The organism is Acinetobacter sp. M5A5_2a (genome assembly GCF_053345265.1).
In genome coordinates this window covers 296,359-319,956 of record NZ_JBKEZV010000004.1, presented here as the reverse complement: position 1 = coordinate 319,956, position 23,598 = coordinate 296,359, and the positions used below count along the sequence as shown (strand labels likewise).

The window sequence follows — 23,598 nt, the reverse complement described above, 5'->3', positions numbered from 1 at the left end:
ATACCTCCTTATTTACCATTCTTACCAAAGCCACGAACATAGCTCTGTAAACCACTAGCGACTGCACGACCATTATTTTTTAATAACCGCTCAATACTCTTAGCATCTACTGCACTAATATGAATAGTTGGTCCAGCGCCCCCACCTTCAGCCGCTGCGGCTGCTCCAAAACTTGCACCACTACGAATGGCTTTACCCATTTCACGAATGGTATTTGCATGTTGAGAAGGTAAAACCATTTCGTCTTCATGTAGCTGGGTGACTGGATTCACACCGGATGGAATGTCATAACCGCCTCGAGCAGATTTAATTTTGCCAGCTAGACCTGCCACTAAACCGAATGCAGCAGCACCGGCACCCACGGCGAGAACTGGACCAATATAAGGAATAGAAACCATTGCTTTAAATGCGCCCGCCATTGCTTCCCAAGCTGACATCATGATGCCTTTGACAGCTTCAGCAGCTTTTAAACCTAAGCGAGTTAAACCACCTGCAGCAGTAACACCGGTTCTTGTTGCTTCACCTGCGATTGTTGCCCCTGTTTGAGCCGCTTGGCCAGAAGCTTCCGCCGCCGTTTCAGCACCCACGAAACCAAGCTTTCGAGCTAACTTAATCGCTTGGATTCTCAGCCAGCCTTGGAGCTCTTTAGTAGCCGATTGCAATGCAAATGCGCCCATATTAGCTAGCACCGCTTTAGTTGCGTTACTCCAAGTCAATGTGCCATTCATAAGTGACTGAATGCCTTGATCCCAAAGGTTAGACAGGCGAGAAGTAAAGCCACCAAACTTAGCCTCAAAGTCTTTCATTTCCGCATCACTGATTAAGCCCATAGACTTAGTGTCAGAAACTTTCTGATCTGACTCTAAATCAGAAATATTATTTGTGATTTGGTTTTGATTGCCCTGTTTGCCAGTAATGCCAGTTTGCTCATTCTCAAGTGCCAGACGCTCTAAAAGACCTTGCCGTTTAATTTCACGTAATTGATCTTCGAGCTGCTTCTCTAATTGAACTTTGCGAAGATTTGAAATTTTCTTGGCATCATATTCGGCTTGGATCCTAGCTGCTTCGATTTCATACAGGCGTTGTGCTTGCTGTTGATAATTGTCGATCTGTTCTTCACGAGCTTTTTTATATTCCTCAAACTCTTTTAAACGGATAGCAACGATCTTGTCTGAAGCATCCTTTTCAGCTTTAACTTTGGCGGCGGCTTTTTCATCGGCAGTCATCTTAGATTTTTCAATCTCATCTAATGCCTTTTGCAGATCTAAAGCGACTTTCTTTTCTTCAGATGCATATTTATACCGAATATCTGCAAGTGCTTTTGCTGCCTGCTCAGCCTGACGTTGACGCTCTTTAGCCTCTTGCTCAGCTTTAGATTTAGCAGATGCCTTAGATCCACCCTTGTCATCTTTTACACCAGTACCGATACCCTTATTAATACTTGGTGGTGGAGCACCAATACCCAATTTTGGCGCACTTGGTGTTTCTATTTGTTTTGTAGGATCCTTATAAACATAGTTTGTAATTTTTTTGCCACCGGCAGAAGTAACATCAAGAATCCTTTGTCCAGCCGTAACAAGTGAATTTGCCGCTGTTGTTGCCCCGCTGTTCCATGAGTTTTTAAGGTCATTCATTCGGCCTTTCATTTGGTTGGTATAACGTTCAGTAATACCACCTAGCTGAGATAAACCGCCCTCCCATGCAGACTTAGCACCTGAGAAATTAAAGTGAAGAATATTATTAACGACACTACCGAAGGTTTGAAATTTAACTTGAAGTACATCTAAACCGAACTGAATGGTGTTGCGTACCATGTCAAATCCAGCCATGAGGCCATTAAATGCAATGATTAAGGCTTGGCAAACTGTAACTACCACAGCTCGGATAATTGCAAATGCAGATTGAATAGCAACCTGCAAACCTGTTGCAACAATACCTAAAGCTCTTAAAGCTACTGATACAGCATCCATGAAGCCAATTTGTGATATTGAACCATCCCCAATATCACTAGTTAAATCTTTCCAAATGCCCCCAATGGTATTAAAGATTTCACCAACAATACCAAATAGACTTTCAAAAATTCCAATAATTGACTTTATCGAATCATCAATACCTTCTTTAGATTCGACTGCAAAAGTCAAAAATCTATTTGCAAGATCTGTTAATGCTGGTGCCGCTTGTGCCGCCATGCGAGTCATTACACCTTGCAACGTAGACTCTATTGTTCCTAAAGCAGTATTGAACTCCTTAGTCGACTGCATGGCTTCAGTGCTCATAATGACACCTAGGTCGTGAGCTTGTTTTGCGTACTCTTTTAATTTTTCTGCATTGTTATCAAGTAAAGGTGCTAACAATGTCGCATCATTCGCAATTGCCTCCATATAGAAGGTCATTTCAGCCTGTGAGACATTAGCCTTTTGTAAGGTCTGGTAATATTTCTCAAGAATTTGTGGACCTGATAAACCTTGAAACTCTTTTGCTGTTATTCCTACTTTAGGTGCGATCTTCTCAAAGAAGTCTGCCATTTCGCCACCACCAGTTTGCATAAAGTCGCCAAACTTGTCGTTGACGTCCTTCATGATGTCACTGAGCTTATCTTGCTCTACATTTACCTTTCCTGCTGCAAAAGCCCACTCCTGAAACTCAGTAGTATTAGCATTTGCTAAACGTGATTGAATTTCAATTTCTTTTGAGGCTTTGCCAACCGCAGACACTAATTCAGGTATTGCACTAATTGCTTCAGCAGCCGTTCTTGCTATTTCTTCTCCGATACCTAAAAGAAAGCCGCCTTTAATGAGTGAAAAGCCACCTGTTAAAGATTCTTTAATGTCATTGCCAACCGTTTTAAACTTATCTGAAATGTTATTAGCAAAATTATTAAATTCAGAACGCATGCCTGATACATCAATTTTAAGATCTATACTTTCGCTGGTGTTTTCAATTTTTTTTGATGATTCTGATACTATTTTTTCTGCATCTTTCATTCCCTCTTTTAGTTCAGAGGTCTTGGCGCCGACATGTACTTCAACACGGTTATTGTTTGCCATAACTTCCTCACAGGCATAAAAAAAGCCCCTATATAGGAGCTATGGAGAAATAAAAAAGCCTTGCGATTGCAAGGCTTTATAAAGTTGATTATGGCAAATTAATTAGCCATATTTTTTTGCAAAATCTTCATCTGAACTACAGAGATAAAGGATACCTTCGATAAAGGCAATAATTGCCGGAATAAAGGTCCAGCAGAAAATAAGATACAAGATACCTTGGCCAACTCTACCCAAATAGAATTTATGAGCCCCAAACCCACCTAGTAGCAAAGCAAATATGCCAGCAGCCACCTTACTTTTTTGCCCAGTGATTCTAACATCTTGCTGTCTTACACCACATTTAGGGCAAATTTCTGCACGAACATCAATTTGTTGGCCACAGGCATAACAAAATTTTGTTTGAGTCATAATTTCACCAATTATTATAAAGTTCGTACAATCTAACAAACTGGTTACTTAATGTCACATTAATATTTATAAGGGCAGCCTTAACCGCCCTGCGGGAAACTTTCTAAAACTTCTAGCATATCGTCTTCATCATCATCTGAAACTGTGATTGCTTGAGGAGTCTCTTCAATTCCCATGAATGCTTCCAATATACGGCAAAGACGCTGTATACCTATATGTGCGGGAGGGTTATTTTGCTGATACGCACTTAATGCTCTTAATCTCGGCAGATCCATTTCATTACGTACATAGTCGTAATCTTTGCTCATGGTGAGCACTAAATGCGTGTACAGCTCCTCCCAATCTATTCCCCCGAGCCACCTGCAGTGCTGTCTTCATTCCCTTTAAGACCAGACACAGACATTACAGCTTCCATCACTTCTGTGAGCTGATCCATAAATAGCATCTCTGCTACATCATCACGAGTAATGTCGGGGTAATTTCGTTTCAAAGATTTGTGTGCGACATCAATTACAGTGCCGACATCATCTGGCTTGAATGATTGAAGGGCCGGCAATAGTTTTTCAACTGCACCAAGTGACAACGGGGCAAAAACAAATGGCTGACCATCTACAAGAACTGTAGAGCCTCGAGGGTTTTCAACTTGCTTAAATTGCATTTGGTATTACTCCGATAAATCGATTTTGAAAACACGGTTAAGGTCATCAGCCATAGGCTGAAATTCAAATTCAGGAATGTCGTAATCGTCCTGCTTTGAACTGAACCCAAGCTTGTTACTGGTACAACGGTAGAAATTCATGTGCATGAATTTGCCCTTGTAATCACGTTGCAGATCCAATGCAAACTCAGGTGTATAGCCCATGTCTAAGTTTGACACGGTGATTGACTTACCACCTGCAACTGTTGCCGAATATCGGAAGCTAATAAAAACTATCTTCCCAACATCGGCAGTAGCAAATGTGTAGGCACCTGTCACGTTATCCACGCTGTATTGCCCTGCGGTTGGTGCTGAGGCTACGCGTTTAAGTGGAATAGCCTTACCATCTGTAACACCTAAATCCTTAACAAAAGTGCCAGCATTTGGAACTACAGGTGTAACCAAGCCGCCAGTTTGAATAGTTTCACCATTAATGGTTTGAGATACTGTCTCAATCCCACCTTCAGCAACTACACCACCAAAGAAGATAGAATTTAACAAGGTTCCGTTAATACGACCGAAAGATGCTTTACCTTTAATTGAGCCTTTACCGCGTGCAGCATCAACGGCGAATTGTCCACGGCCAAAGAGTTCTTTTAAATCGAAACTAATATCGACACCTACCGACTGCAAGACTCCCACTTCAACGGGTGTGGGATTGCTAATCGGTTGCCCATAAACATCTTGAATCGGTGTAGCAAAGATCTTGCCGGCACCAAATAAATATTGAGCCATTTATTTTGACCTCTCTAAAATGACAAAACCGCCATCGAGGCGGTCATAAAATGAATGTTTTGTTAATTGGTTGTGAGGATCCGGATAGGGATAATTGCAATCGCCTGATCATCCAGCATGTTTTCTACTGCTTCATATACTTCTATCGTGCCTTCAATCCAGCAGTGCTCTACCAATCCACCTAAGGTTTGATATTCACTAAATTCTGGATGGTTTGGCTGAATAGCTTCACGTACACGATCAATAAAAATATTCATCTGTGATGATGGTGGCTTTGCCCTGTCAGATTCATGGATATAGAGATAAACCTCAGCAGCTAATTCAACTTTTGAATCTAAACCATGAACTGGCACTTCCTGTTGATTACCTTGAGTAATAAACATGGCTGGTCGTTGTTCTGCTGTCACATGGTTAAAGTGACGTAAACGGCGACTGACTGTAACTAGCCCTTCTACCCTTGTACTTAACTGCTCAAACAACGCTTGATAGATTGCTTCGCTATCCACTCGCTAAACCTCGCTGAATTGCTGCATCAATATTTTTCGGCACAATCTTGGCAACCATATCTAGTGAATCACGCATGAATCGTAATTCCCTAAATCTGACATTTCTTGAATGAGCCTTAATATTGACTTGTACTGGTGATATAGGTCGGCCAAAAGCCTGCTTAATAGTTCTCAGATGAGCTTTAACTCCCATCGAGCCATTTAAGCCAAACTCATGGGCAAATGCGTATGGAACCAAAGCACCACCAGCCCCCACTGTTCCTTCTATCGAATCCTTATCCTCATCAACTTTAGATGAAACGGATCCACGTAAGCGGCCAGACTGAACATTCAGCCTTTGGCCACTCAACATGTCTTCCTGAACAATCCGCTGTAAGCGCAAAGTAAGAGCGTTAATCGTGCGTCTTATTTCAAACCTAACGCGATCATTCATATCATCAAAGTTGAATTGGCTATCAACACGATAATCGCTCATAGCTTAATTACTCTTTAGCGGAGGTCGCCGATTTCTTTGGCTCAACCACTTCGACATAACGCTCAAAACCTAAGGGCTTTAAAATATGGATAATGTCATTATCGGATTCTAAAACGCCGTTTTTGATATCGAGGTTTTGACCAGCAATAACAACTTTAGTTGGTTTATAACCTTCAGGTGCCTGATATTTAAAAGGCATGGAAATCTCCTATACGACAAAAGAACCAACGCCTAAGCGATTAGGGTTTGTGCCTTCATCATCAATTGGAATGGAATTTTTTAAAGCAAGATAGCGCTGGCCATACATACTTAGATCATAGAAAGCTTCTTTCGATGATCTGGAGTAACTCACGCTTTGGCCCGCGATTGTCATGCTCGAGGCGTTACTAAAAGCGGCACCATTTCCGCTTGCGGTACCGACTTTAAGAATATGTGCTGCATATAGACCTACAGCACGTTCCTTTAATGCCCCGAACTCGATTTGAGATACAACCAGATCCGCTTCTTCTAATGCATCCTGAATCTTTGCATCAGGCAAATTGACTAAAGATGTATCAGTAGAGAACTTTTCACGAAACGTTTGTACGTCCATAGGTCCACCTTATTCCTTAGCTTGAGCTAACTTAGCTTGTAATTGCTCAAGTGTTTCATCATCACTGAACGTTACTTCAAGCGCTGCTAGTTCAGCTTTCACGGCGGCCAAAGCTGCTTCATCTGCTGCCTTTTGCTGGTCGCCTGCTACATCGTTTGATTTGCCGCCTTTACCACCGGTTTTACCTGTTGCTTTTGTTTCTTCATCTGGAATTTCCTGAATTTCAAGCTCACCAGATTCAACAAGATGCTTGGCAAACTTATTCTTTTGCAGTTCCTTATGCTGAGCTGCTTCAAGCGCTACGGCGATTCCCGCTGGCAAAGTTGTTACACCAGCAAAAACAAAAGCGGCATTAGAGCCGCTGTATGTGTATGAATATTTAGCCATGTGATTTTAATCCTTATGCATGGTCAAAGTAACGAAGCGAATCAACACGCTTCAGCCAAACGCCTTGGTATTTATAGTGACCCGGCACAAGCACATCTAAGCCTTTTGGTTGCGCTGTCAAGAATTCAACGCTATTACCTTTAAACTGGATGCATGACGGATCACGACGATAGATGATGGAGCGGTCAGCACCTGCTGTACCTTTGCCATTACCACGACCAGAACCACGGATGGTTAATGGTTTGCCTTGAGTAGCGAAAATATTTTTTTCAGTTACCCAATCAAGGAAAGTCTTACCACCTGAGTCAGCGACAATACGGTTGGCTAGATTAGAATATTGGTTCGATGCAAGGATGTAGGTATCAGGTTCAATCGATGCATCACCATCAAACTGATTTGCAGCATCTGCAAGCGATTTATTAAAGTCTGAAAGTACTTGTTCGATTGTTGCAGTAGCCCAGTTATATTGAGCTGTAACTACCGTTACGCCAGTTTGGTTAAGAAAGCCATTTACCTGAGTAAGCTGACCACTTGCATTCGCTGTGGTGTAGCCATACCAAGCCACATTTGACATGTGTTTTTCAGCAGCCAAGTTTGCTGCCTGAACTTTATCAGCTTCAAGTGCAAGGTTCATTGCCTGAGCTGTCGCCAACTCTACAATCGAATATTGATAACCGATCGTACCGACTTTCACAGGTAACTGCACAGTGTCATATTCCACTTCTGCAAGCGGGATATCATCACCTGTGCCTGAATGGTCCTTACCAATACCAACACCTTTTTTACGCGAGAGAATTTCTCCGCCACCATATGCAGCCTTCACATCTGTTACTGGAATGAATTTGGCATAGTCCAGAACTTGCTGAAGCTGTGGAGTGATTTCGTTTTGCTCTTCAATCTTAATGAAAAGCTGTGCTAATGCATCCATATTGAACGCATCACCTACCTGTGCCTGAATGGCGTATGAAATCGGCGTTAAGCGTGCTTTCATTTTTACTAATTTGCTCATGTTCTATTAAGCTCCACGAAGATTAATGAGGGCTAAACCATCGGCACCAGTCACAGTTTCCCATGCTGCACCAGGTAGTAATGTTCCATCAGTAGCGGCACTTGAGAGTGAACCCAACGGCGCGGCTGTTGTACCGTTTGCAGTTTTCACATAAACAGCAGCAGTAATGTCTGTGATTGGCGCAGTAGGTTTAACCCAAATTGCACCTTCAAACATTACTGGCAACATGTCAGCAGCCTTATAAGCTTCTTTCCCAGCCGCTGTTTTGCCAGTCTTGCCCACGCCGTGTCGTACAACCACACCAAAACGAGTTGGTGTAGCACCAGTAACTGCCGTTACAGATTTGCCATCAGTCGTGCGGACAACCACATCGCCGTCATTGACTAAAGTTGTGCCTGAAAGCGGTAATGACAGTACAACTTCTTTGGCAGTTAAACGGCCACGCTGACCGACTACCGCATTTAATTGCTGAACCATGATTCAAGTCCCTCTTAGATTGTTTTGTATGCAGCAGACTTGTCATAACCCTTATTTTCTTTAGGGTCCTGATTATTGTTTTGCTGTTGTTGCTGGTAGTTAAGTGCATCGCCAACCGGATTAGATGGATGTGTTCCCTTCACAGCAGACAAAGCGCGGAAAGTTGTGTCAATCTGATCAGGCTTAGCATCGCCTACCGATACGCTGCCCAATAAAGCAGTTACCAACGCATCACCCGCTTTAGCCGCAATTACATCGCGCTTGATTTGCTCACATGTGCAGCCTTCGGTTTTAACTGTTGGCACCAATGCTTTAGCATCGGCAATTACAGCAGTACGTTCAGCAGCAGCTTGTTCAAGCTTTTCAGGCGTCATCTGGTTCTTTTCCAGATCACCCACTTTTTGCTCAAGAGTACTTTTATCGGTATGCAACTGATCTACTACCGCTTGAACTGCATTTAGTTCATCTCCGATAGAAAATTGCTTATCACCGACTTTAAGTTTTGCAGCCTTCAAGTTTTCAAGCTGATCTTGTTGCTGCTTTAATGCATCCGCCAAGGGCTTATTATCGCCAATGTCAAAACGAATACCGTTTACACTTACTTCCATTGTTTTCCCCTTTGGAGTTTGCTTTTCGTCACCGATGCGGCAATCGCCACCACAACGCCCGTATTTAACGAGAGCTATGTGATCACCATTAAAATTGATAAATTTAGCTTGGTACGGCGTACCGTCTGGAGCTGTACCTTGCTCAACAACTAACATGGCCCCGTAGCCAAGCGACATTTCAATGCGCTCGTTACTTTGAATAAGGTCAATACTTATCTTGTCCTTAATGAGCAGATCACCCACTAAATAATCGCCTTCCTGTCGGACGTTCTCACAATAACCAATGTGATAATCCTTCCAGTTGGAGGCATTAATTTCATTTTTAGGTGGGTGATAGTCGGTAGCATCTACGCCATTAAAACTTGCGATCGTTTCAGGCTTAAAGAGTTCTTCTGCAGGCGTATAGATATTGATAATCTGGTCTGCTGAATAACCCTCTAATGATGGAAACTCATAGGCATAGTACTGACGGACCTGAGGCGCTTTAGCTAAGCGAACATTTACGCACTTCAAATACCCTTCTTTGGTAAATGAGCGTGATGATTCACTTGGCGCAAAGTCACCTACCTTGAAGAGGTAAATGTTTTTCATAAATTGCGCTCAATAAAAAACCACCCGAAGGTGGCTTGATTGAAGTTTAAATAATTAGTCTATTTGCCCTATCTTTACTTTCTTTCAGTTTTCAACTTATGCTCAAGGTCTTTTAGTTGCTGATTAGACATTTCACTTAAAGCTAGAAATGTACCTTTCACCATGTCCTTAAATGCGTTAACAGTTTTATCAAGCCCTTTAGCGAAATCAATCATAAAACTTTCAAAAAAATTTGGCTCATAAGAAACTTGCTGTTTAGCATTCAAACGGCGATAAAACCGGTCTTTTGAAAACTTTTTTCGTCTCATAAATTTCCACCATTAAAATACCTACCGAAGTAGGCTGTTTCAATTAACATTAAGACAATGAGGCCTCAAATACTGAATAAGGTTCACACTTTAATTGGTAACGTTTTTTTCCAATACAAGCTAATTGCTCCCCCGCAGAATTAACAAAAAGATAATTATTGATAGTGACGTTAAATGACCCTGTATTCTGAATTTCTTGCTGCAAATAGACTGAAACAATATCTGATTCATTGGTTTCAATATTTATTACTTGTTGCTCTTCTACAAATTTATAATCACTCATGTTCTAACCCATTATTTCAAGTTCACCATGATTATAAATAATTCTAATCAATCAATATATCCTCATAATTAGGTAATGCTGTGCAACGACAACGAATAGGTTGACCGGGATGTCCTCCATCTGGCGGTGAATCCCATCTAAATGTCTTGCCTTGCTTATGTTGGTGGTCTGGCCGCACACGCTCATCTTTCGCCGTTTGCCATGTGTAAGTTTCAACACCCATTGAAAGCTGTCGGGCTTGGTTAATTTGGCCGTTAATCTTGCCCATCTGATCACTAGCAATAAGACGAGCACGATAATCAGTAGACAACCCTAAATCTTTAATTGCTTTTGCTAGTTGTTCATTAGTTTGACCAGTCTGCAAAGCATTGGTAATTAGCACTTCAAGCTTATCGGCATATTGCTGCGGAATAGACTTAATCAAACTGACATTGGCCGTAATGTTTAGATCTACCTCGTCCTGAATATCAGCAGCTCGATAGAACGGCGTCAGATCCACACCAATAATTGTTTTGGTGTGCTCTGCAATTTGCTTGTCCACTTCCTTTTGGGTATCAGTCACAACTTTTGTGGCCAATGGTCGGGAAATCTCAACTACATACTTTGTGAGCTTTTCCCTAAACGACGTCATCATGTCAGAAAACCAAGCATCACCGATGTTCTGGCCAACCGTTGGAATAACAAGATCCTTAGTTTGGTTCTGACAAAACTTTGAAATAGTCAGTAATTGCCGTGTGTAATACAGCTCTACACGGCGATTTACATGTACTGCTCTTGGCTTGGAAGCTTTACGCCCTTTCTTACGTTTCTTCGCCTGCTGGAGGTGTGGTTTTAGTATTTGTATTATCGTCGTCATCAGGCTTCACCATTGTTTCAAGCTCTTTAATGTGGTCTTCATCAATCACTGAATAAACGCCGTCAATAACAAGCTGCTTCGCTATCTGCGGCTCTGTAATGACACCCATCTGAAGATACTTATCATCCCGTTCTGCATTAGCTTTCTCAACCTCAGCTCGAACCTTAGCGTCTAATTGCCATAACGGGTTAAACACAACATCTAAACTTGAAATCTGACGACCAAATGTTGCTTGAACAATTACTCTTAAAAGCTTCAACATGAATGGCTTTAAGGACCATATTTGCTTGGTTGCTATACTGTCGTAATAGTTCCGTGTGTCATGCTCACCTGTAGCATTCATACCTGCGGGTGATTGACCAAATAGAATGGTATATGGCATATCGGCAGCACCAGCAGTTTGAATCGAATACTCACGCATAAGATCAGGCAAGCCACCAAAGCTATAAGATTTAGAGTCATACTCTTCTTCTTTATCCAATACGAGCATACCGTTAAGCCCTTTCAGCAAACCGACACTAAGAAAACGTTCAGCAACTGATTTCATGTCTTCTTTGATCTTCTCCACTAAGTCTGGCGTTCTAATCACATCAATTTTTGATTCATGAACAAGACTGGCCGTGGCCTTCTTTACAGCAGCATGATCTAAAAGGTCCTCGTAAACTTCTTGCAAAACACTCACAGGCTCTTCATTGACCACATCTGCATGGCCAAGTTTATATAGGCGTGTGTGGTGGATCCTTTGGTTCGCTTTACCATCGAGTTTAAGCTTGTAAAATTCTGGCTGCTTTAAAAGCCCGCCTGCTTCATTTGGCGGTAAGTACTTTGAAGTATCGGCCTCAATGTGCTTTTTCTTGAGTACTGTGAAAAACTCTAAACGACCAACACCTAGTTTATTTATATCGAATGGTTGATCTAAGTTGCCGCCGTCCACAGTACCTAAGAGCACGTAGCAAACGCCATATAAGCGAGAAAGGATCAAGCTAGATAAGAGCACCCCATCTAAATTAAACGCCTTACACGCCTCTTTAAGCTTCTCTAGATCACTATCCTGAATCCCCTCATAGAACCAACCAGCTCGGAGCATGTCACTTGCTGGCCGGTTCACAATGCGCTTAGCTAACCAGTGTTGATATACCGCTTCTAATTGCTCATCAGGAATAACCTTCTTAACAAAGCTCCCGTGTGATGCCTTGTCGCGGGCGGTACCAATGTTTGAGACAAAGTTTGTATACGCCCCTGCATCACCAATTGCATCATGCTTTTTATTTTCAGCCATAATTTCCTCTAATCAAATACAGTTGGCTTCTTGGCTAATGAATCATTAATCGCATCAATGGTCGGGTCCCACTGGTCGTCATGATCATGTGACCAATCCGCGGTGAGTCCTTCAATCTCTTCGATGTAGTTCAATAACCATGGTGCGCTTGCAGGTAACCATACGCGCCGATCTTCAACATAAAGAATGACGTCCATTGTTCGTGACAGCTTGTCCTCATCACGCTGAATTGCTCTAATAGGTAAAGTGGTTTCCCTAGAAATAGATTGAATCAACCCAGTACCACTCGATTTATCCTCTACGGCCATATAGCGAAGTTTGCCGATCTTGGTGTTGTTGTCCTTGTGCTTATTGATAAAGGCTTTAGCCTCCTTCAATAGCTCAGGTGCTTCCCATTTGCCGCGCTTCACATCAATGATGTAAAGATTATTGTCATAGCCAAGACCAGCACATAAGAACACTGAAAAGTCATTATGCTTTTTGACCTTCTGCGCCGTATCTGCCCATACAGCTCGCCATTTAAGAACAGGTAGATCTAGATAGCGCGGGAACCATTCAGCCTTAACAAGATCACCGCCGAGCTTTTTAGGTGCCTGTTGGTATTGGCTTGCAAATGTATAACGGGATACCGTAGCGCCGTCTTTATCCTGTCCGCCTTGTTCGAGCTGCAATAGAGATTGCAATGATTCTTTCAACGGCCAATAGCTTTGACGGCCTTTAGCATCACGCTCAACATTACGTGGAATTTTGTTTTGTATTTTTTCTGGCAACTTACTGATGTATTCATCATTAATAAGCGCTGGAATACTGATCTGCTCCCATTTACCAGGCACGTTACCTGTCATCACAAAGTTAGTTGGATCTTCAACGTGCAAGCGCTGCATTATCAGAATAATTGGCGTATCAGATTTGGCTTTACGCGAGTTGACCGTGTTTAGAATCTTACGATTAGCTTTACGTCTTGCTGTTTGGCTAAATGCATCCTCAGGCTTTAATGGGTCATCAAGAATAATTGCACCAGTAAAGCCATCATCCGCTAATGTACCGGCACGGCGACCAGTGACTTGCCCACCCATTGATGCAGAATAAACATGACCAGCGTCATAACCATCAACTGTAGTTTTCCAGTTTGATTTAGCATCCGTGGCTGTAGAAATCTTTACAGGCCAAAGTCTTTGAAAGTCTTCTGACTTAACAATATTTCTGGCTGTTGCAGATACATCCTCAACAAGTGACTGTGAAAATGACAAATACAAAAAGCGAGATCGAGGATTACGCGCTACGCCACGAGAAATCAGGTTTGTTAGTAATTCAGTCTTACCGCTACCGGGTGGAACGTTAATAACTAAGTTTTTAACCTTCCCCGCAATAACCTCGTCGATCTTGTCGGCAATATATTCATGATGCCAATTGACCGAAAACTTAAAGCCCATGCGAGGCAAGAAAAAACGCCGTGTAAAGAATAAATGTTCTTTCTCACAGCGCTCTTGCTCTAACTGCATTTCTAGCAAGTTAGTATTTACTTTCGAGTTCATCCATTGCCTGCCTTATTTGTTCAGGCGTTGCTACGACATGGGTAACATGCTCAGGGTTGAGTGGCTGACCATCTGCACCAGTAAACTCTGTCTTATTGGTGTACTTCCCTCCCATATCTTCTGCAGCTTGTTTAAGAATACTTAGAGCCGCCACACGGTTTTTACTGTGCTTTTGATATTGGTTTTCATATCGCTGTAACCGCACCGCCAAATTTGCAATAGGGATTGCCTCAGGCTTACCTAAAAACATTTCGCGAGTTTTTTCAAAATCTATTCTTAACTCTTCACTAAGGTTCTCACCTGCCCGTTTAGTTGGGTCGTATTTTTCACATTGCTGCTTAGTAACTTTTATCCCGTATTCTTGGTTGACGAGCTCAGCAGTTTCTGTGGGTGTATTAAATACGGCAAGTGAGCGAACTATAAAGAGTTTTACCTCTTTTTTTAGAGCCGCCATATCCTCAATCCTGTCAACCTACGTCAACCTAAATAGCCAAAAAAAAAGCCCTCAGGCTCATCATGTGATAACGCAGTTTCCACAGCATTTTGATATATCTAAATCAGAAACAAACGGCGGGTTTTTAGCGACTTCAATTAGCCGCTTAACGTTTTCATTTGCGCCCCAACGTTTGACCACACCGATAAACTCTTCTACATCGTGACCAGCTAAATAGTGCTTTGGTAGGCCAGTATGATCACTATAAATAATCTCACCGTCTCCATCACGCTCTACACCAATATGGTAAAGCTCATGTTCAAGCAAAGCACAGAACTCGCTATCATTGGCTTTATCGCAAAAGGTAGCGTCGATAGTAATTAAGTAAGTCGGTATAAATCCGAACCAATCCCGCATTTGTTGTTCTTGACGAGCTTTCTTCCATCCGCCTTGTTGAAACATAACCTTTTCACATTGGCCTAACACCATACGCTTAGCTCGCGTATAAGCAGAAGAAGCCCAAGCAAATTCTAAAAACTCTTCATTATCATGAAGCAGCTCAGCGATATGGTCATGGTCCGGGTTATGTAGTGGCCCACCAAGTGTAAGGAAATTAGCAACAACCCATTTCTTTAAATCTGGTGCCGGTATTAAACGGATTGCTTCCTCTTCTTCTGCCTGATCAATAAAGTCTGGCTGCGGGAATGGTCTGATCTGATCCATTAAATATTTGCCTCTTTAAATTTTTTAGCCACTGACTAGCGTATTCAGTCCTTAACTGCAAAGGTCCAGACTCATCAATACGACATCTTGATGCTGTCTCTATACGAACTACTGTATAGCCCATCTCCTCAGCCACGTCGTAACGATCAAGACTCCAAGCTTTATTCTTAAGCTTACCCTTTCGGCCACCTGACCAAGGACCTCCAGCAATTTCAACTAAAATACGATGCTCTATTAAATGAAAATCAAATCGCCAGTGCTTGGTTGATTTAATTTGAAACTTCTTTTCGTATTTAATTTCCAGAACATGTAAGGATTGAGTAAATTCTTCTTCTGCTTCTAGATATTTTTGAGTAGCTTTAGGCAATGGTCTGCTTTTAGGTTTAGTTTTTGGCTCTTTTCTTCTTGTTAGCCAAAAATAATCTTTACTATCCATACCCAAGCCCCTTAAAGAAATCCCTCAGGCTTGTTGTTGAGCCGAGCAATTAACTTATATTGCTTTGCAATGGTCAAAAAAAATCGCTCATCTAATTGAGCGATCTGTTGTTCTGTGATGCCCTTGGTAGTGCAACTTCCCAAGTGATTTAGCTCTGTTTGGAGCTGTCTAATTTCATTTACATTTTTTTGAAATTCAGTCATAAGTACTCCAAAAAAAACCACCCGAGGGTGGCTTATTTAAAATGTTGTTGGCACTGTCGTACCAAATCTTCTCTTGATTCTAAAGGGAGGCCCTTGTCATGATAGACTTTTAGAATTCCATTGTTTGTGGTGAAGGTTAGTACTGAATTCAACCAAATCATTTCTTCTGAAATTTCGTTAACTTTGGTGAAGGTAAAATTTTCATCATTTTGCTGAGCTAGATACATGGTCATTGAATTGTTTCTTCGATATGGTTGATTAGTAACCATTATATCAGAACGGATTATGCTCGTGAGAAGCACACAAAAGGCACTCATCTTTTTCAACTATAAGTAATCAATCAACAAACCCTTTTAGAATTTCAATCAGCTGTTTCGCGGCTTCTTTGCTAATCACAATGTCTGAATCTTTTTGATAAATAATTACGGTAGTTTTTTCCACTTCAACCTCTAAGCTGAAATACTTCTCTTGTTTAATATCGATGCTCATATATCAAATCCTCTTAAAAGAAAAAGCCCCTCCAATATCAATTTTCAGAGGGGCCACTTATGCCGTAATACGTCCGGCAAATTAAAAACAACATTCAAAAAACCCACCGATTGGTGGGCTTGATAATTCAGTATCTAAATTCAAGAAAGGTATTTGTATTTTTCAGCTAGATGCTTACCAGCGATTTCTGTTGTTTCCATATATGGCAATTCCGCACAAAGCCAGAATCGGTAAGTATTGCCTTCAACAATATAACTCTGGCGGTTGTATGTTGATTGCTTAGCAGGATCAATTTCACTAGCTTCAAAATGTGTACCTTCACGGTTATTTACAACTTCACCGTCTAAATCACCGCCAATACAAATATACATTGTAAGCTTCCATAAAATTATGAATGGCAGCTTAACATACAAAAGAAAAAGCCCTGCCAATAATCGATATTTAGCGAGGCTTCAAATGTTTAAATTTTTCCAACCAAACTTGTGTTTTGATCATAATTGATACTTAAATCTACTTAATCAAAGATTCGCTTCGTTTTTTCAATGTAGTGAGAATTTTCTGAATTTCTATTTTTAACTGCAATAGTCAGTTTTCTAATAAGGCATGTTCCGAAAGTTTTCTTTTTATCGCTTGGAACCCCATTATCTGGATTAAGTCCAAGAAGTTTTAAACATTCCTTTCTGTAAAAGTGGTCTAAATTTAATAATTGCTCTTCATTTGAGTCATCAATATTTCCTACAGAATTTACGACAACCCCATTTTCAAAAGATTTTTCGATAATACTTACACCACAGGAAGTACCTGCCTCATTACAATATTCATATTCTTTTGTAGCTGGTTGCATCGGTGAATCAGCAACTGCTGATCGGATAGTCAAAAGTACTATGCACAATATTAGAAACTTCATACCTATTTAACTCTTAATGAATTCACATCTTTGTCAAATTTTAAACTTCTCACTCCCGTCCTACACAAAATGTCATGATAATTACCAGTATTTAATTAGATTGGACTGTAACACGTTAAGAGTCTCGAGCTTCTTCAATCTAATTTTGATTTAATTCTTGAAGCGAATTTTTTCTGGTTCTCTAGAAGACGTTTATTTATTGCTTCATCATTAGGAAGCCCCAACTCTGTCCTTAAATCATCTTGAAGCTTTAAAGCTTGCAATGCAAACAAGTCCATAAATTCAAAAAGTTCAATATTTATTGTGCGCTTTTCTTCATCTGTGGTTGCTGAATACCATTTGTTGAAATATTTAGAAATGCTTGAAATTGAATCTCCAAATTGAATCGTAAAATTCATTATTTTTTCTTTTGTATCTGGGTTTGAGATAAAGCTTGATTCATGTAAAGAAGCTGTAAGATCTTTTAATGCTGAAAAATATTGATCATAAAAAACTTGTTCTTCTAATAACCGGTAAGAATTACACGCTATTAGAAAACTTTGCCACTTTCTTACTAATTCAATATAAGTGTCTCTTTTTGCCTCTGCCAGTTTCTCCAACTTAAAGGCTTCTAATGTATTTTTTGCCGTAACTCTAATTGACCAAATGAGAACCCCAGCGCCAACTAATGCCCCGAGAAAACCAAAAAAACCTTGAATGTAAGCTGCATCAAGAGTTGCTCTTATCGCATCCATAATTTTTATCGACTCAAAAAAAGCCCACCTTTTGGCGAGCTCTTAAATTCATTCTGGCGATTACTTTACATTTCGCCCATTTTAGAAATCTTTATACTCAAGTGTATACCCAACTGTCAAGCACAAGTTTCTTGATTATCAGGAAGTTCAAAACGAAATGAGCGAGAAATACGCGATCTAATTTCATTTTCCCATTCTGCAATAATAGATTCTCCAAGTAACTCAAACTTCTGATAGCTTTTTATGTAAGCAGTCTTAGTGGCAACGATACCTGCAATTTTCATTTTTTCATTCAATGTATATGGGCGCTTACCAGTTCCATTACACTTTTCGCAAAACTTCGCCCCTTCAGGAAAACCCAATGAATTAAATGTTTCGATTTTACCTATTCCTTGGCATGCACCACACATAGCTTTAACAAAAACATGACCACGCAAAATAATCTCAGCCATACCCTTTGCTAGATTAGTAAGATCACCTTGAGCATTAGTAGGTGTAAATTTTCTCTTAACCATTTCTTCATGAATCTTTACCGCTAATTTATTTCGCGCTCGGAAAAAATCACCAGATTTAATTTCACCGCGAACGAATTCAACCTTGCCTGGTATATCTTCAATACGGCGCTCGGTTTCAAAATTAAAATCATATTTACTGTAAAAAGTTTCAGTTTTTTTTTGTGCTGGGGTAATTATTGCAATACGTTCAAAATCAACCTTTTCAACCATTACTGTAGCCCAAAGCTTTGCAGCTGGTGATAACAGCGCTAATTCACCTAAAACCACATCTTTTGAAATCTTCTTACCTTCAGCTTTGCCTTGAGCGATAGCAAGGCGAAGTAACTCAATAAAATCAAACTTTTCAACTAACATAATCGCCTTCCTATTTACTCTTCATTAATAATTCAATTTGTTGTATTGCTATGCCAGACTTAACTTGATCTGTGCAAAACCGTAAAACTGTAAAACCTATCATTGATGCAGAGTTATATTTCTCCATATCCCCGATGTAACCTTTGCCCCTTGTATGACGGCCTCCACTCCAGATCCCGCCCTCAACCTCAATTAAAATCTTTGTACCTGTAATCAGAAAATCTGCTCTCCATTTACGAGTTGGATGGAATTTATATTCCTGTTCAAAACCAATCTTGTGTGACTTTAAGTGCTGAACAAGCATTGCCTCACCTTCACTTACAACTCGTTCTTTTTTGACTGAAGCACGGCGCTTAGGTTTGCATCGTGGTTTTGCATAAAGACGCTTGTAATCGGCAAGGCTTATTGAACTCATTCCTCAATTGACTCCCTTCTTGCTATCCACCACAAAACTACTGCACCGCTTAGAGCTGCTGTAAAAAAAGATATAAGCAATCCCCACCTTAAAATCTCGAATTTATTCATGCTGCCGCTCCTTTGGCCTGTTGAAATCCAACCTGAATGAGATAAGGCATCAACTTTTGTTGTTGCTCAGGATCTGAAAGTTTTACGGCGATACGGGCTGCAAGTTGCTCATAGCTCTCGTTACCTTCGGCATATTTGCTTGCGAACTCAGGAAGAACAGAAAGTTTTTGAGCGAATGAGTAAATTTGTTTTGAGCTAAGTGCGTTTGATTCACCCTGCGGGACTCGAACCTGTGTACCAGTATTTGAGGCTTTAGCTTGTTCACGAGATTTGTATTTTCCACATGCATTGATTAACCAATCTGCAAAGTGGTAATTCATGAGTTCATCACAAAGATTCTTATCAGCGTTGTACAGCTCAAATGCTCGAAGCTCCCGATCGAACCAACTCGCGTTTTTGATTTGCTCGTAAGTTTCCTGATCAGTTGCCAAAAGAATTTCTTCACCAAGTTTTTTTAAACTCAACCATGTTTTTTTATTTTTAGATTCTATTGGTAGATTCATTGAAAGATTCCGTGTCCCAACGTTGGGACTGTTTAACGGAATTGTTGGGACTCTTTCATGGAATTGTTGGAACTGTTCCGTTGTTGGAACTGTTCCATTGTTGGTACTGTTTAAATCATTATCTTTCGTGTCAAAGTGTACCGTTGTTGGTACTGTTTCTCGGCCTTTAACTCCGATCAAAAGATAAACTTTAACCTGCTTAGTTTTACCTTCGCGTTTACCAGTATCGATAATAAATCCATCCTCAATTAGTTCATCAATAATTTTCAAAACTGTCTTACGGTCCATTTCAGTGTCATCTACCAAACGGGCTACACTCGGATAGCATTCATGTGTTTCGCCAGCCCTATCAGCCAGCGAAAGAAGAACCAATTTTTTGAGTGGTTTTAATGCCCCACCCACCTTTTGTTTTTGACGGGTTTTCCAAGCCCAAATTGTTGCGTCTAAGCTCATTTATCCCCCTCTTCATTCATCTGAATGAAAGTGGTACCCAAGTAGCGGATCCGTTTGGCTCTATGTAGACTTGAGATGATCTGACCAGCATGGAAAATTGGCATTCTGTGCTGCACAGAAAGTGCATGCATAAACTCATCACGTTTTACTGCTGCATTATTTTCATCACGTTTTTGGTCTCGCAAATTCTGCTTACGTACTTCAAGCAATCCTTCTAAAGTTCTAAGAGCTGGTTCATACCAAGATTGAATAATTTGCTGACGCTTCTGCTCTTGAAGATTGTCTTTATCCGTTTGATTTGATAAATTAGTTTGCATATTCGATTCCTCTAGCAAGTAATTGAATTACTAAGCCTGATGTACGAGATCAGGCTTTTTCATTTCCGAACGTTGCTGAACATTTTTTCATTTGCTTCAATGCTGCCTGATCAACTGCTGTGATAAGTTCAATAAGGTTTTGTGTCAGATGATGAATTTCTTCATATTCCAACGGCGTGATAATTCCGTCTTCATACGCCTCATAAACAACACTGTTCGCTTTTCCGTTTTTAATGTTGTGCTGCATCATTGCTTCAAAGATTGATAACTCATGATGTTTAGAGCTGTCGCACCCAACTGGAACTAATGCAAAGCCCAATTCATGCGCCCAAACCTTTAGTAATGCTGGGTTCTGTGTGAAATAAATCATTGCTTCAAGTTTTTTCAAACTTGGCAAATATGCGGGCATATTCTGATTGCCGTAATTACACACAGAGTTATGTGAGTCCCCTATTGCTTGGGCAATTTCCTTTGCTGTGCAATTTGGTGTTTTATTTACCATTTGCCAAAGTGCTATCTGCGCATCTCGGCTTAAAGTCATTTCTTGCATTGTGAAATCCTTCATTTCCTTCACATTTATTTTTTAAACCATATGGTTGATACTTTGCCTTGTTAGCTTTTAGGCTGTGGTTGGTTTTCCTAAAAAGAAATCAAAAAGACTCTTGTGAGTTAATTCCGAGTTGCTTGCATTAACCATATTTTGGATGGTTTCCATGCTTGGTTTCTTTCGACCATGGATTAAATGAGTTTCCATATATCTGTATGAAACCTTTGCATTACTACAGAATTGGACCCGCTCACTTTTGCTTAATCCTCGCCAAAATTCATAAAGAGTAGGCATAAATACACCTCAAAGGTAAATTAATTACAAATATACCCTCAAGGTAAATATTATTCAACCTGTCAGGGTATTTATTTTTTCTACCTGTAGGGTATTTTTAAAATCTGATTTATAGGTGTTCTTGTAATGGCTGAACTAAAGACAATTCATGAAATTAGATTTCTTAATGCGAAGAGGCTAATGGAAGAATCTGGTCTCAAACGTAAAGAGTTTGCTGAGAAGATTGATATGTCATATAGCCTGTTGAGTCAGTATTTAGGTAAAAACCCGACCAAAAATATTGGGGATGACACAGCTATAAAAATTGAAGATGCCTTTAATAAGCCGCGTGGTTATCTTGATCAGTCTGACTTGTCTAACTTAACCACTCAAAAAACTGTGGATGTTGTTGAATTTAAAAAATTTGATATAGAAGCATTTAAGAAAAAATACAATATTCCCGATAGTGAAGACGCTGTTAAGTTTGTAGAGACTCCACTTAAGTCATTCCCACGTCAAAAAAGATATGTTCCTGTTAAAGCCTATTCAAAAATGGGGATGGATGGCTATTTCACGGATATGGGCTATGAAGGAAATGGCGGGGATGGTTATGTACCTACTCACGCAGCAGGTGAAAATGCATATGGTATCAAAGGAACTGGTGACTCCATGTTCCCTGCCATACGCAATGGTTGGTATGTAGTATGTGATCCTGATGCAGAGCTGGTACCTATGGAATTTGTTCAGGTTTGCCTTAAAGACGGACGATGCACAATTAAAGAGTTTATAGGCATACATAATGATGTCTTAAGCCTTATAGCTGTTAATGGCGGTGAACGTCTTACATTCAACATGGATGAAGTTGAAAGCATTACCGCCATTACGGATATTGTTCCACCTAGTCAGCACAGACAAGAGCATCCAAATGGCTACTAAAATGATTGGCGGATTTTTCCACTCAAAATTCCAACAAAATCAACATGTCAATAATTAGTGGTGTGGTAGCTCATAATTGATTATTTAAGTATTAAATTCCAAGGAAAACTAATGATCGCAACACTTAATAAATCCAAAACTACACTAACGATTAATCGTCAAGAGTTTAAATTGGCATTAGGTAAAATTGGTGCAGGAATTGATAAACAAATTGCCTCTCTTAAGAAAGCCAAGCAGAGCTATGACGCTGCTGAAATGGCACGCGAGGTTATTAACGAAGCCAATATTTTTGAAGCTATTATTGAAGGTTTTAACGAAGCAGAAGAAACTAATCTAAAGCTAGCCGATATAACCAATATTGAAGTAGCTCAAGAATGGATTGATGAGTTTTTGGAAAAATATTCTGGGATATGATGCGATTGAAATAGTGATGCAATGAAAGAAATGATCTTCAAAGCACATACCAAAATCCATTTACTATTATCTCTATTTACTGGATTTAATCACCACCCTTATTTTAATAATTAACAGTAAGTTATACCGATAAATCAACAACTTAGTCACCACCCTAGTTAGCATAATTATTGATCAAAATATGAAAAAAATTGAAGTTAATTCCCGCAATATCAGCCATGTTCTTTACCAACACTTCTTATTGACGGTGGTGCTCAGAACAGGTGAAAGATTTATTTACAGACTTCTTGAAGCAAGTACATTCAAAGAATTTGTTGATTCAGAAGATAAAGATAAATTTTATAGAAGCCATATTGAGGCTAATAAAGAATTTAAGCGAATTCAGCTTTTTGTGTAATTAAAACCGTGACCCGACACCTTTCTTAAAACTTACTATGTGAAAATATCAATGGATAATATTATACAATTTCCGAAAATAGATAATAGCAAGCAAGAGATTCAAAGTATTTTGCGAGAAAACCTTTTAGAACAAGGGGCTGCCATTGAAGATGTAAATTTCATTCTGGAAAGAATGACTTCTTTTCTTGATATTATTTGTGATCAAGATTTCAGCCAAACTATACCGAGCAAATTCACTAAAGAAGAATTAGATAAATTAATGGTCAGTCTTCAAGAAAGCATTTTTGAGTTTACCAATAAATTGCTCCTTGAACGAATTAATGCTGAAAGCTTTTATTTGAAAGGTGATTGATGGATGTTTTTTACGAGTACATCTCCACATCAAGCGACCTTGAACTCTAGGTAGAATCTTTAAATCATCCACACACTCTATAGTAATTGAATGAAATGAGCGTCCTACAAGTGATGATCTAGCAGTGATTTCAATACGCTTACCGTGTTTGTCAATTCCATACATATTAATACCCCCTTCCAACCCACCACCGCGGTGGGTTTTCTTTTGCTTATTGAACATCAATTTACCTCAAGAGTAAAAAATTATTTTTATTATTTTACCTAACAGGTATTTACTTTATTTTACCTAG

37 protein-coding genes are annotated in these 23,598 nt (G+C 40.0%); 4 read left to right on the top strand and 33 right to left on the bottom strand.

The features are described 5' to 3' along the window. Positions 1-8: 8 nt before the first annotated feature. The 33 genes from ACLBWE_RS08370 to ACLBWE_RS08210 all read right to left on the bottom strand — a co-directional run bounded on the left by ACLBWE_RS08370 (position 9) and on the right by ACLBWE_RS08210 (position 21,226). Positions 9-3,047, bottom strand: a complete 3,039-nt coding sequence (locus tag ACLBWE_RS08370; RefSeq protein WP_447602263.1) for a phage tail protein — start codon at positions 3,045-3,047, stop codon at positions 9-11. Positions 3,048-3,149: 102 nt separating this feature from the next. Next, positions 3,150-3,455: a TM2 domain-containing protein gene (locus ACLBWE_RS08365; RefSeq protein ID WP_447602261.1), complete on the bottom strand. Its 306-nt coding sequence runs from the start codon at positions 3,453-3,455 to the stop codon at positions 3,150-3,152. A gap of 80 nt (positions 3,456-3,535) precedes the next feature. Beyond that, positions 3,536-3,763, bottom strand: coding sequence for a hypothetical protein (locus tag ACLBWE_RS08360; RefSeq protein ID WP_447602259.1), 228 nt, complete (start codon positions 3,761-3,763; stop codon positions 3,536-3,538). 35 nt (positions 3,764-3,798) lie between these two features. Beyond that, the gene (locus ACLBWE_RS08355) at positions 3,799-4,113 is read right to left on the bottom strand and encodes a hypothetical protein (RefSeq protein WP_447602257.1); all 315 of its coding nucleotides are present in this window, start codon (positions 4,111-4,113) and stop codon (positions 3,799-3,801) included. Between the two features lie 6 nt (positions 4,114-4,119). Further along, the gene (locus tag ACLBWE_RS08350; RefSeq protein WP_447602255.1) at positions 4,120-4,887 is read right to left on the bottom strand and encodes a hypothetical protein; all 768 of its coding nucleotides are present in this window, start codon (positions 4,885-4,887) and stop codon (positions 4,120-4,122) included. A 62-nt stretch (positions 4,888-4,949) separates the two neighbouring features. Continuing rightward, positions 4,950-5,393: a hypothetical protein gene (locus ACLBWE_RS08345; protein ID WP_447602253.1), complete on the bottom strand. Its 444-nt coding sequence runs from the start codon at positions 5,391-5,393 to the stop codon at positions 4,950-4,952. Then, positions 5,386-5,868, bottom strand: a complete 483-nt coding sequence (locus ACLBWE_RS08340; RefSeq protein WP_447602251.1) for a hypothetical protein — start codon at positions 5,866-5,868, stop codon at positions 5,386-5,388. Before ACLBWE_RS08340 ends, ACLBWE_RS08345 begins: the two co-directional genes overlap by 8 nt. Positions 5,869-5,875: 7 nt before the next feature. Then, complete coding sequence (locus tag ACLBWE_RS08335) at positions 5,876-6,067, bottom strand: hypothetical protein (RefSeq protein ID WP_447602249.1); 192 nt, start codon at positions 6,065-6,067, stop codon at positions 5,876-5,878. Positions 6,068-6,076: 9 nt separating this feature from the next. Next, positions 6,077-6,460 carry a DUF4054 domain-containing protein gene (locus ACLBWE_RS08330; protein ID WP_447602247.1) on the bottom strand — a complete coding sequence of 128 codons (384 nt, stop codon included), beginning with the start codon at positions 6,458-6,460 and terminating at the stop codon, positions 6,077-6,079. A gap of 9 nt (positions 6,461-6,469) precedes the next feature. Next, entirely contained in the window at positions 6,470-6,847 is a 378-nt protein-coding gene (locus tag ACLBWE_RS08325; RefSeq protein ID WP_447602245.1) for a hypothetical protein, read from the bottom strand. Positions 6,848-6,860: 13 nt separating this feature from the next. Then, positions 6,861-7,856 (bottom strand): DUF2184 domain-containing protein, encoded by a 996-nt coding sequence (locus ACLBWE_RS08320; RefSeq protein ID WP_447602243.1) that lies wholly within the window; start codon positions 7,854-7,856, stop codon positions 6,861-6,863. A 6-nt stretch (positions 7,857-7,862) separates the two neighbouring features. Continuing rightward, positions 7,863-8,333 (bottom strand): structural cement protein Gp24, encoded by a 471-nt coding sequence (locus ACLBWE_RS08315; RefSeq protein ID WP_447602241.1) that lies wholly within the window; start codon positions 8,331-8,333, stop codon positions 7,863-7,865. Between the two features lie 14 nt (positions 8,334-8,347). Further along, positions 8,348-9,532: a DUF2213 domain-containing protein gene (locus ACLBWE_RS08310; RefSeq protein ID WP_447602239.1), complete on the bottom strand. Its 1,185-nt coding sequence runs from the start codon at positions 9,530-9,532 to the stop codon at positions 8,348-8,350. A gap of 74 nt (positions 9,533-9,606) precedes the next feature. Next, entirely contained in the window at positions 9,607-9,840 is a 234-nt protein-coding gene (locus ACLBWE_RS08305; RefSeq protein WP_447602237.1) for a hypothetical protein, read from the bottom strand. A gap of 49 nt (positions 9,841-9,889) precedes the next feature. Beyond that, complete coding sequence (locus ACLBWE_RS08300) at positions 9,890-10,123, bottom strand: hypothetical protein (protein WP_447602235.1); 234 nt, start codon at positions 10,121-10,123, stop codon at positions 9,890-9,892. Between the two features lie 43 nt (positions 10,124-10,166). Continuing rightward, complete coding sequence (locus tag ACLBWE_RS08295) at positions 10,167-10,979, bottom strand: phage head morphogenesis protein (protein WP_447602233.1); 813 nt, start codon at positions 10,977-10,979, stop codon at positions 10,167-10,169. Beyond that, positions 10,924-12,258, bottom strand: a complete 1,335-nt coding sequence (locus ACLBWE_RS08290; protein WP_447602231.1) for a DUF1073 domain-containing protein — start codon at positions 12,256-12,258, stop codon at positions 10,924-10,926. Before ACLBWE_RS08290 ends, ACLBWE_RS08295 begins: the two co-directional genes overlap by 56 nt. A gap of 8 nt (positions 12,259-12,266) precedes the next feature. Beyond that, positions 12,267-13,793, bottom strand: a complete 1,527-nt coding sequence (gene terL / locus ACLBWE_RS08285; RefSeq protein ID WP_447602229.1) for a phage terminase large subunit — start codon at positions 13,791-13,793, stop codon at positions 12,267-12,269. Then, positions 13,771-14,247 carry a DUF2280 domain-containing protein gene (locus ACLBWE_RS08280; RefSeq protein WP_174732080.1) on the bottom strand — a complete coding sequence of 159 codons (477 nt, stop codon included), beginning with the start codon at positions 14,245-14,247 and terminating at the stop codon, positions 13,771-13,773. The genes terL and ACLBWE_RS08280 overlap by 23 nt, the downstream gene beginning before the upstream one ends. 60 nt (positions 14,248-14,307) lie before the next feature. Continuing rightward, entirely contained in the window at positions 14,308-14,949 is a 642-nt protein-coding gene (locus tag ACLBWE_RS08275) for a putative metallopeptidase (RefSeq protein ID WP_447602227.1), read from the bottom strand. Then, a complete protein-coding gene (locus tag ACLBWE_RS08270) occupies positions 14,909-15,385 on the bottom strand; it encodes a hypothetical protein (protein WP_447602225.1) in 477 nt (158 codons plus the stop codon). The genes ACLBWE_RS08275 and ACLBWE_RS08270 overlap by 41 nt, the downstream gene beginning before the upstream one ends. An 11-nt stretch (positions 15,386-15,396) precedes the next feature. Continuing rightward, a complete protein-coding gene (locus ACLBWE_RS08265; protein ID WP_447602223.1) occupies positions 15,397-15,588 on the bottom strand; it encodes a hypothetical protein in 192 nt (63 codons plus the stop codon). A gap of 336 nt (positions 15,589-15,924) precedes the next feature. Further along, a complete protein-coding gene (locus tag ACLBWE_RS08260; protein ID WP_447602221.1) occupies positions 15,925-16,077 on the bottom strand; it encodes a hypothetical protein in 153 nt (50 codons plus the stop codon). A gap of 140 nt (positions 16,078-16,217) precedes the next feature. Next, complete coding sequence (locus tag ACLBWE_RS08255) at positions 16,218-16,448, bottom strand: hypothetical protein (RefSeq protein ID WP_447602219.1); 231 nt, start codon at positions 16,446-16,448, stop codon at positions 16,218-16,220. 143 nt (positions 16,449-16,591) lie between these two features. Next, complete coding sequence (locus ACLBWE_RS08250; RefSeq protein ID WP_447602217.1) at positions 16,592-16,921, bottom strand: hypothetical protein; 330 nt, start codon at positions 16,919-16,921, stop codon at positions 16,592-16,594. A gap of 197 nt (positions 16,922-17,118) precedes the next feature. Continuing rightward, the gene (locus ACLBWE_RS08245) at positions 17,119-17,718 is read right to left on the bottom strand and encodes a hypothetical protein (protein WP_447602215.1); all 600 of its coding nucleotides are present in this window, start codon (positions 17,716-17,718) and stop codon (positions 17,119-17,121) included. Positions 17,719-17,834: 116 nt separating this feature from the next. After that, the gene (locus tag ACLBWE_RS08240; RefSeq protein ID WP_447602213.1) at positions 17,835-18,587 is read right to left on the bottom strand and encodes a hypothetical protein; all 753 of its coding nucleotides are present in this window, start codon (positions 18,585-18,587) and stop codon (positions 17,835-17,837) included. A 10-nt stretch (positions 18,588-18,597) separates the two neighbouring features. Continuing rightward, the gene (locus tag ACLBWE_RS08235; protein WP_447602211.1) at positions 18,598-19,002 is read right to left on the bottom strand and encodes a DUF559 domain-containing protein; all 405 of its coding nucleotides are present in this window, start codon (positions 19,000-19,002) and stop codon (positions 18,598-18,600) included. Further along, entirely contained in the window at positions 18,999-19,112 is a 114-nt protein-coding gene (locus ACLBWE_RS08230) for a putative phage replication protein (RefSeq protein WP_447602209.1), read from the bottom strand. The genes ACLBWE_RS08235 and ACLBWE_RS08230 overlap by 4 nt, the downstream gene beginning before the upstream one ends. Next, the gene (locus ACLBWE_RS08225) at positions 19,109-20,068 is read right to left on the bottom strand and encodes a helix-turn-helix domain-containing protein (RefSeq protein ID WP_447602207.1); all 960 of its coding nucleotides are present in this window, start codon (positions 20,066-20,068) and stop codon (positions 19,109-19,111) included. Before ACLBWE_RS08225 ends, ACLBWE_RS08230 begins: the two co-directional genes overlap by 4 nt. After that, positions 20,065-20,385: a hypothetical protein gene (locus ACLBWE_RS08220; RefSeq protein ID WP_447602205.1), complete on the bottom strand. Its 321-nt coding sequence runs from the start codon at positions 20,383-20,385 to the stop codon at positions 20,065-20,067. The genes ACLBWE_RS08225 and ACLBWE_RS08220 overlap by 4 nt, the downstream gene beginning before the upstream one ends. 49 nt (positions 20,386-20,434) lie before the next feature. Beyond that, positions 20,435-20,935 carry a phage regulatory CII family protein gene (locus ACLBWE_RS08215; protein WP_447602203.1) on the bottom strand — a complete coding sequence of 167 codons (501 nt, stop codon included), beginning with the start codon at positions 20,933-20,935 and terminating at the stop codon, positions 20,435-20,437. 69 nt (positions 20,936-21,004) lie between these two features. Next, entirely contained in the window at positions 21,005-21,226 is a 222-nt protein-coding gene (locus ACLBWE_RS08210) for an XRE family transcriptional regulator (protein ID WP_447602201.1), read from the bottom strand. A 126-nt stretch (positions 21,227-21,352) separates the two neighbouring features. Here ACLBWE_RS08210 and ACLBWE_RS08205 point away from each other — a divergent pair, with 126 nt between their 5' ends. From ACLBWE_RS08205 to ACLBWE_RS08190, 4 genes are all read left to right on the top strand, one after another. Next, positions 21,353-22,141, top strand: coding sequence for a LexA family transcriptional regulator (locus ACLBWE_RS08205; protein ID WP_447602199.1), 789 nt, complete (start codon positions 21,353-21,355; stop codon positions 22,139-22,141). Between the two features lie 111 nt (positions 22,142-22,252). Continuing rightward, positions 22,253-22,555 (top strand): hypothetical protein, encoded by a 303-nt coding sequence (locus tag ACLBWE_RS08200; protein ID WP_447602197.1) that lies wholly within the window; start codon positions 22,253-22,255, stop codon positions 22,553-22,555. Between the two features lie 181 nt (positions 22,556-22,736). Continuing rightward, entirely contained in the window at positions 22,737-22,952 is a 216-nt protein-coding gene (locus ACLBWE_RS08195) for a hypothetical protein (RefSeq protein ID WP_447602195.1), read from the top strand. Positions 22,953-23,003: 51 nt separating this feature from the next. Continuing rightward, the gene (locus ACLBWE_RS08190) at positions 23,004-23,306 is read left to right on the top strand and encodes a hypothetical protein (RefSeq protein ID WP_447602193.1); all 303 of its coding nucleotides are present in this window, start codon (positions 23,004-23,006) and stop codon (positions 23,304-23,306) included. Positions 23,307-23,598 lie beyond the last annotated feature (292 nt).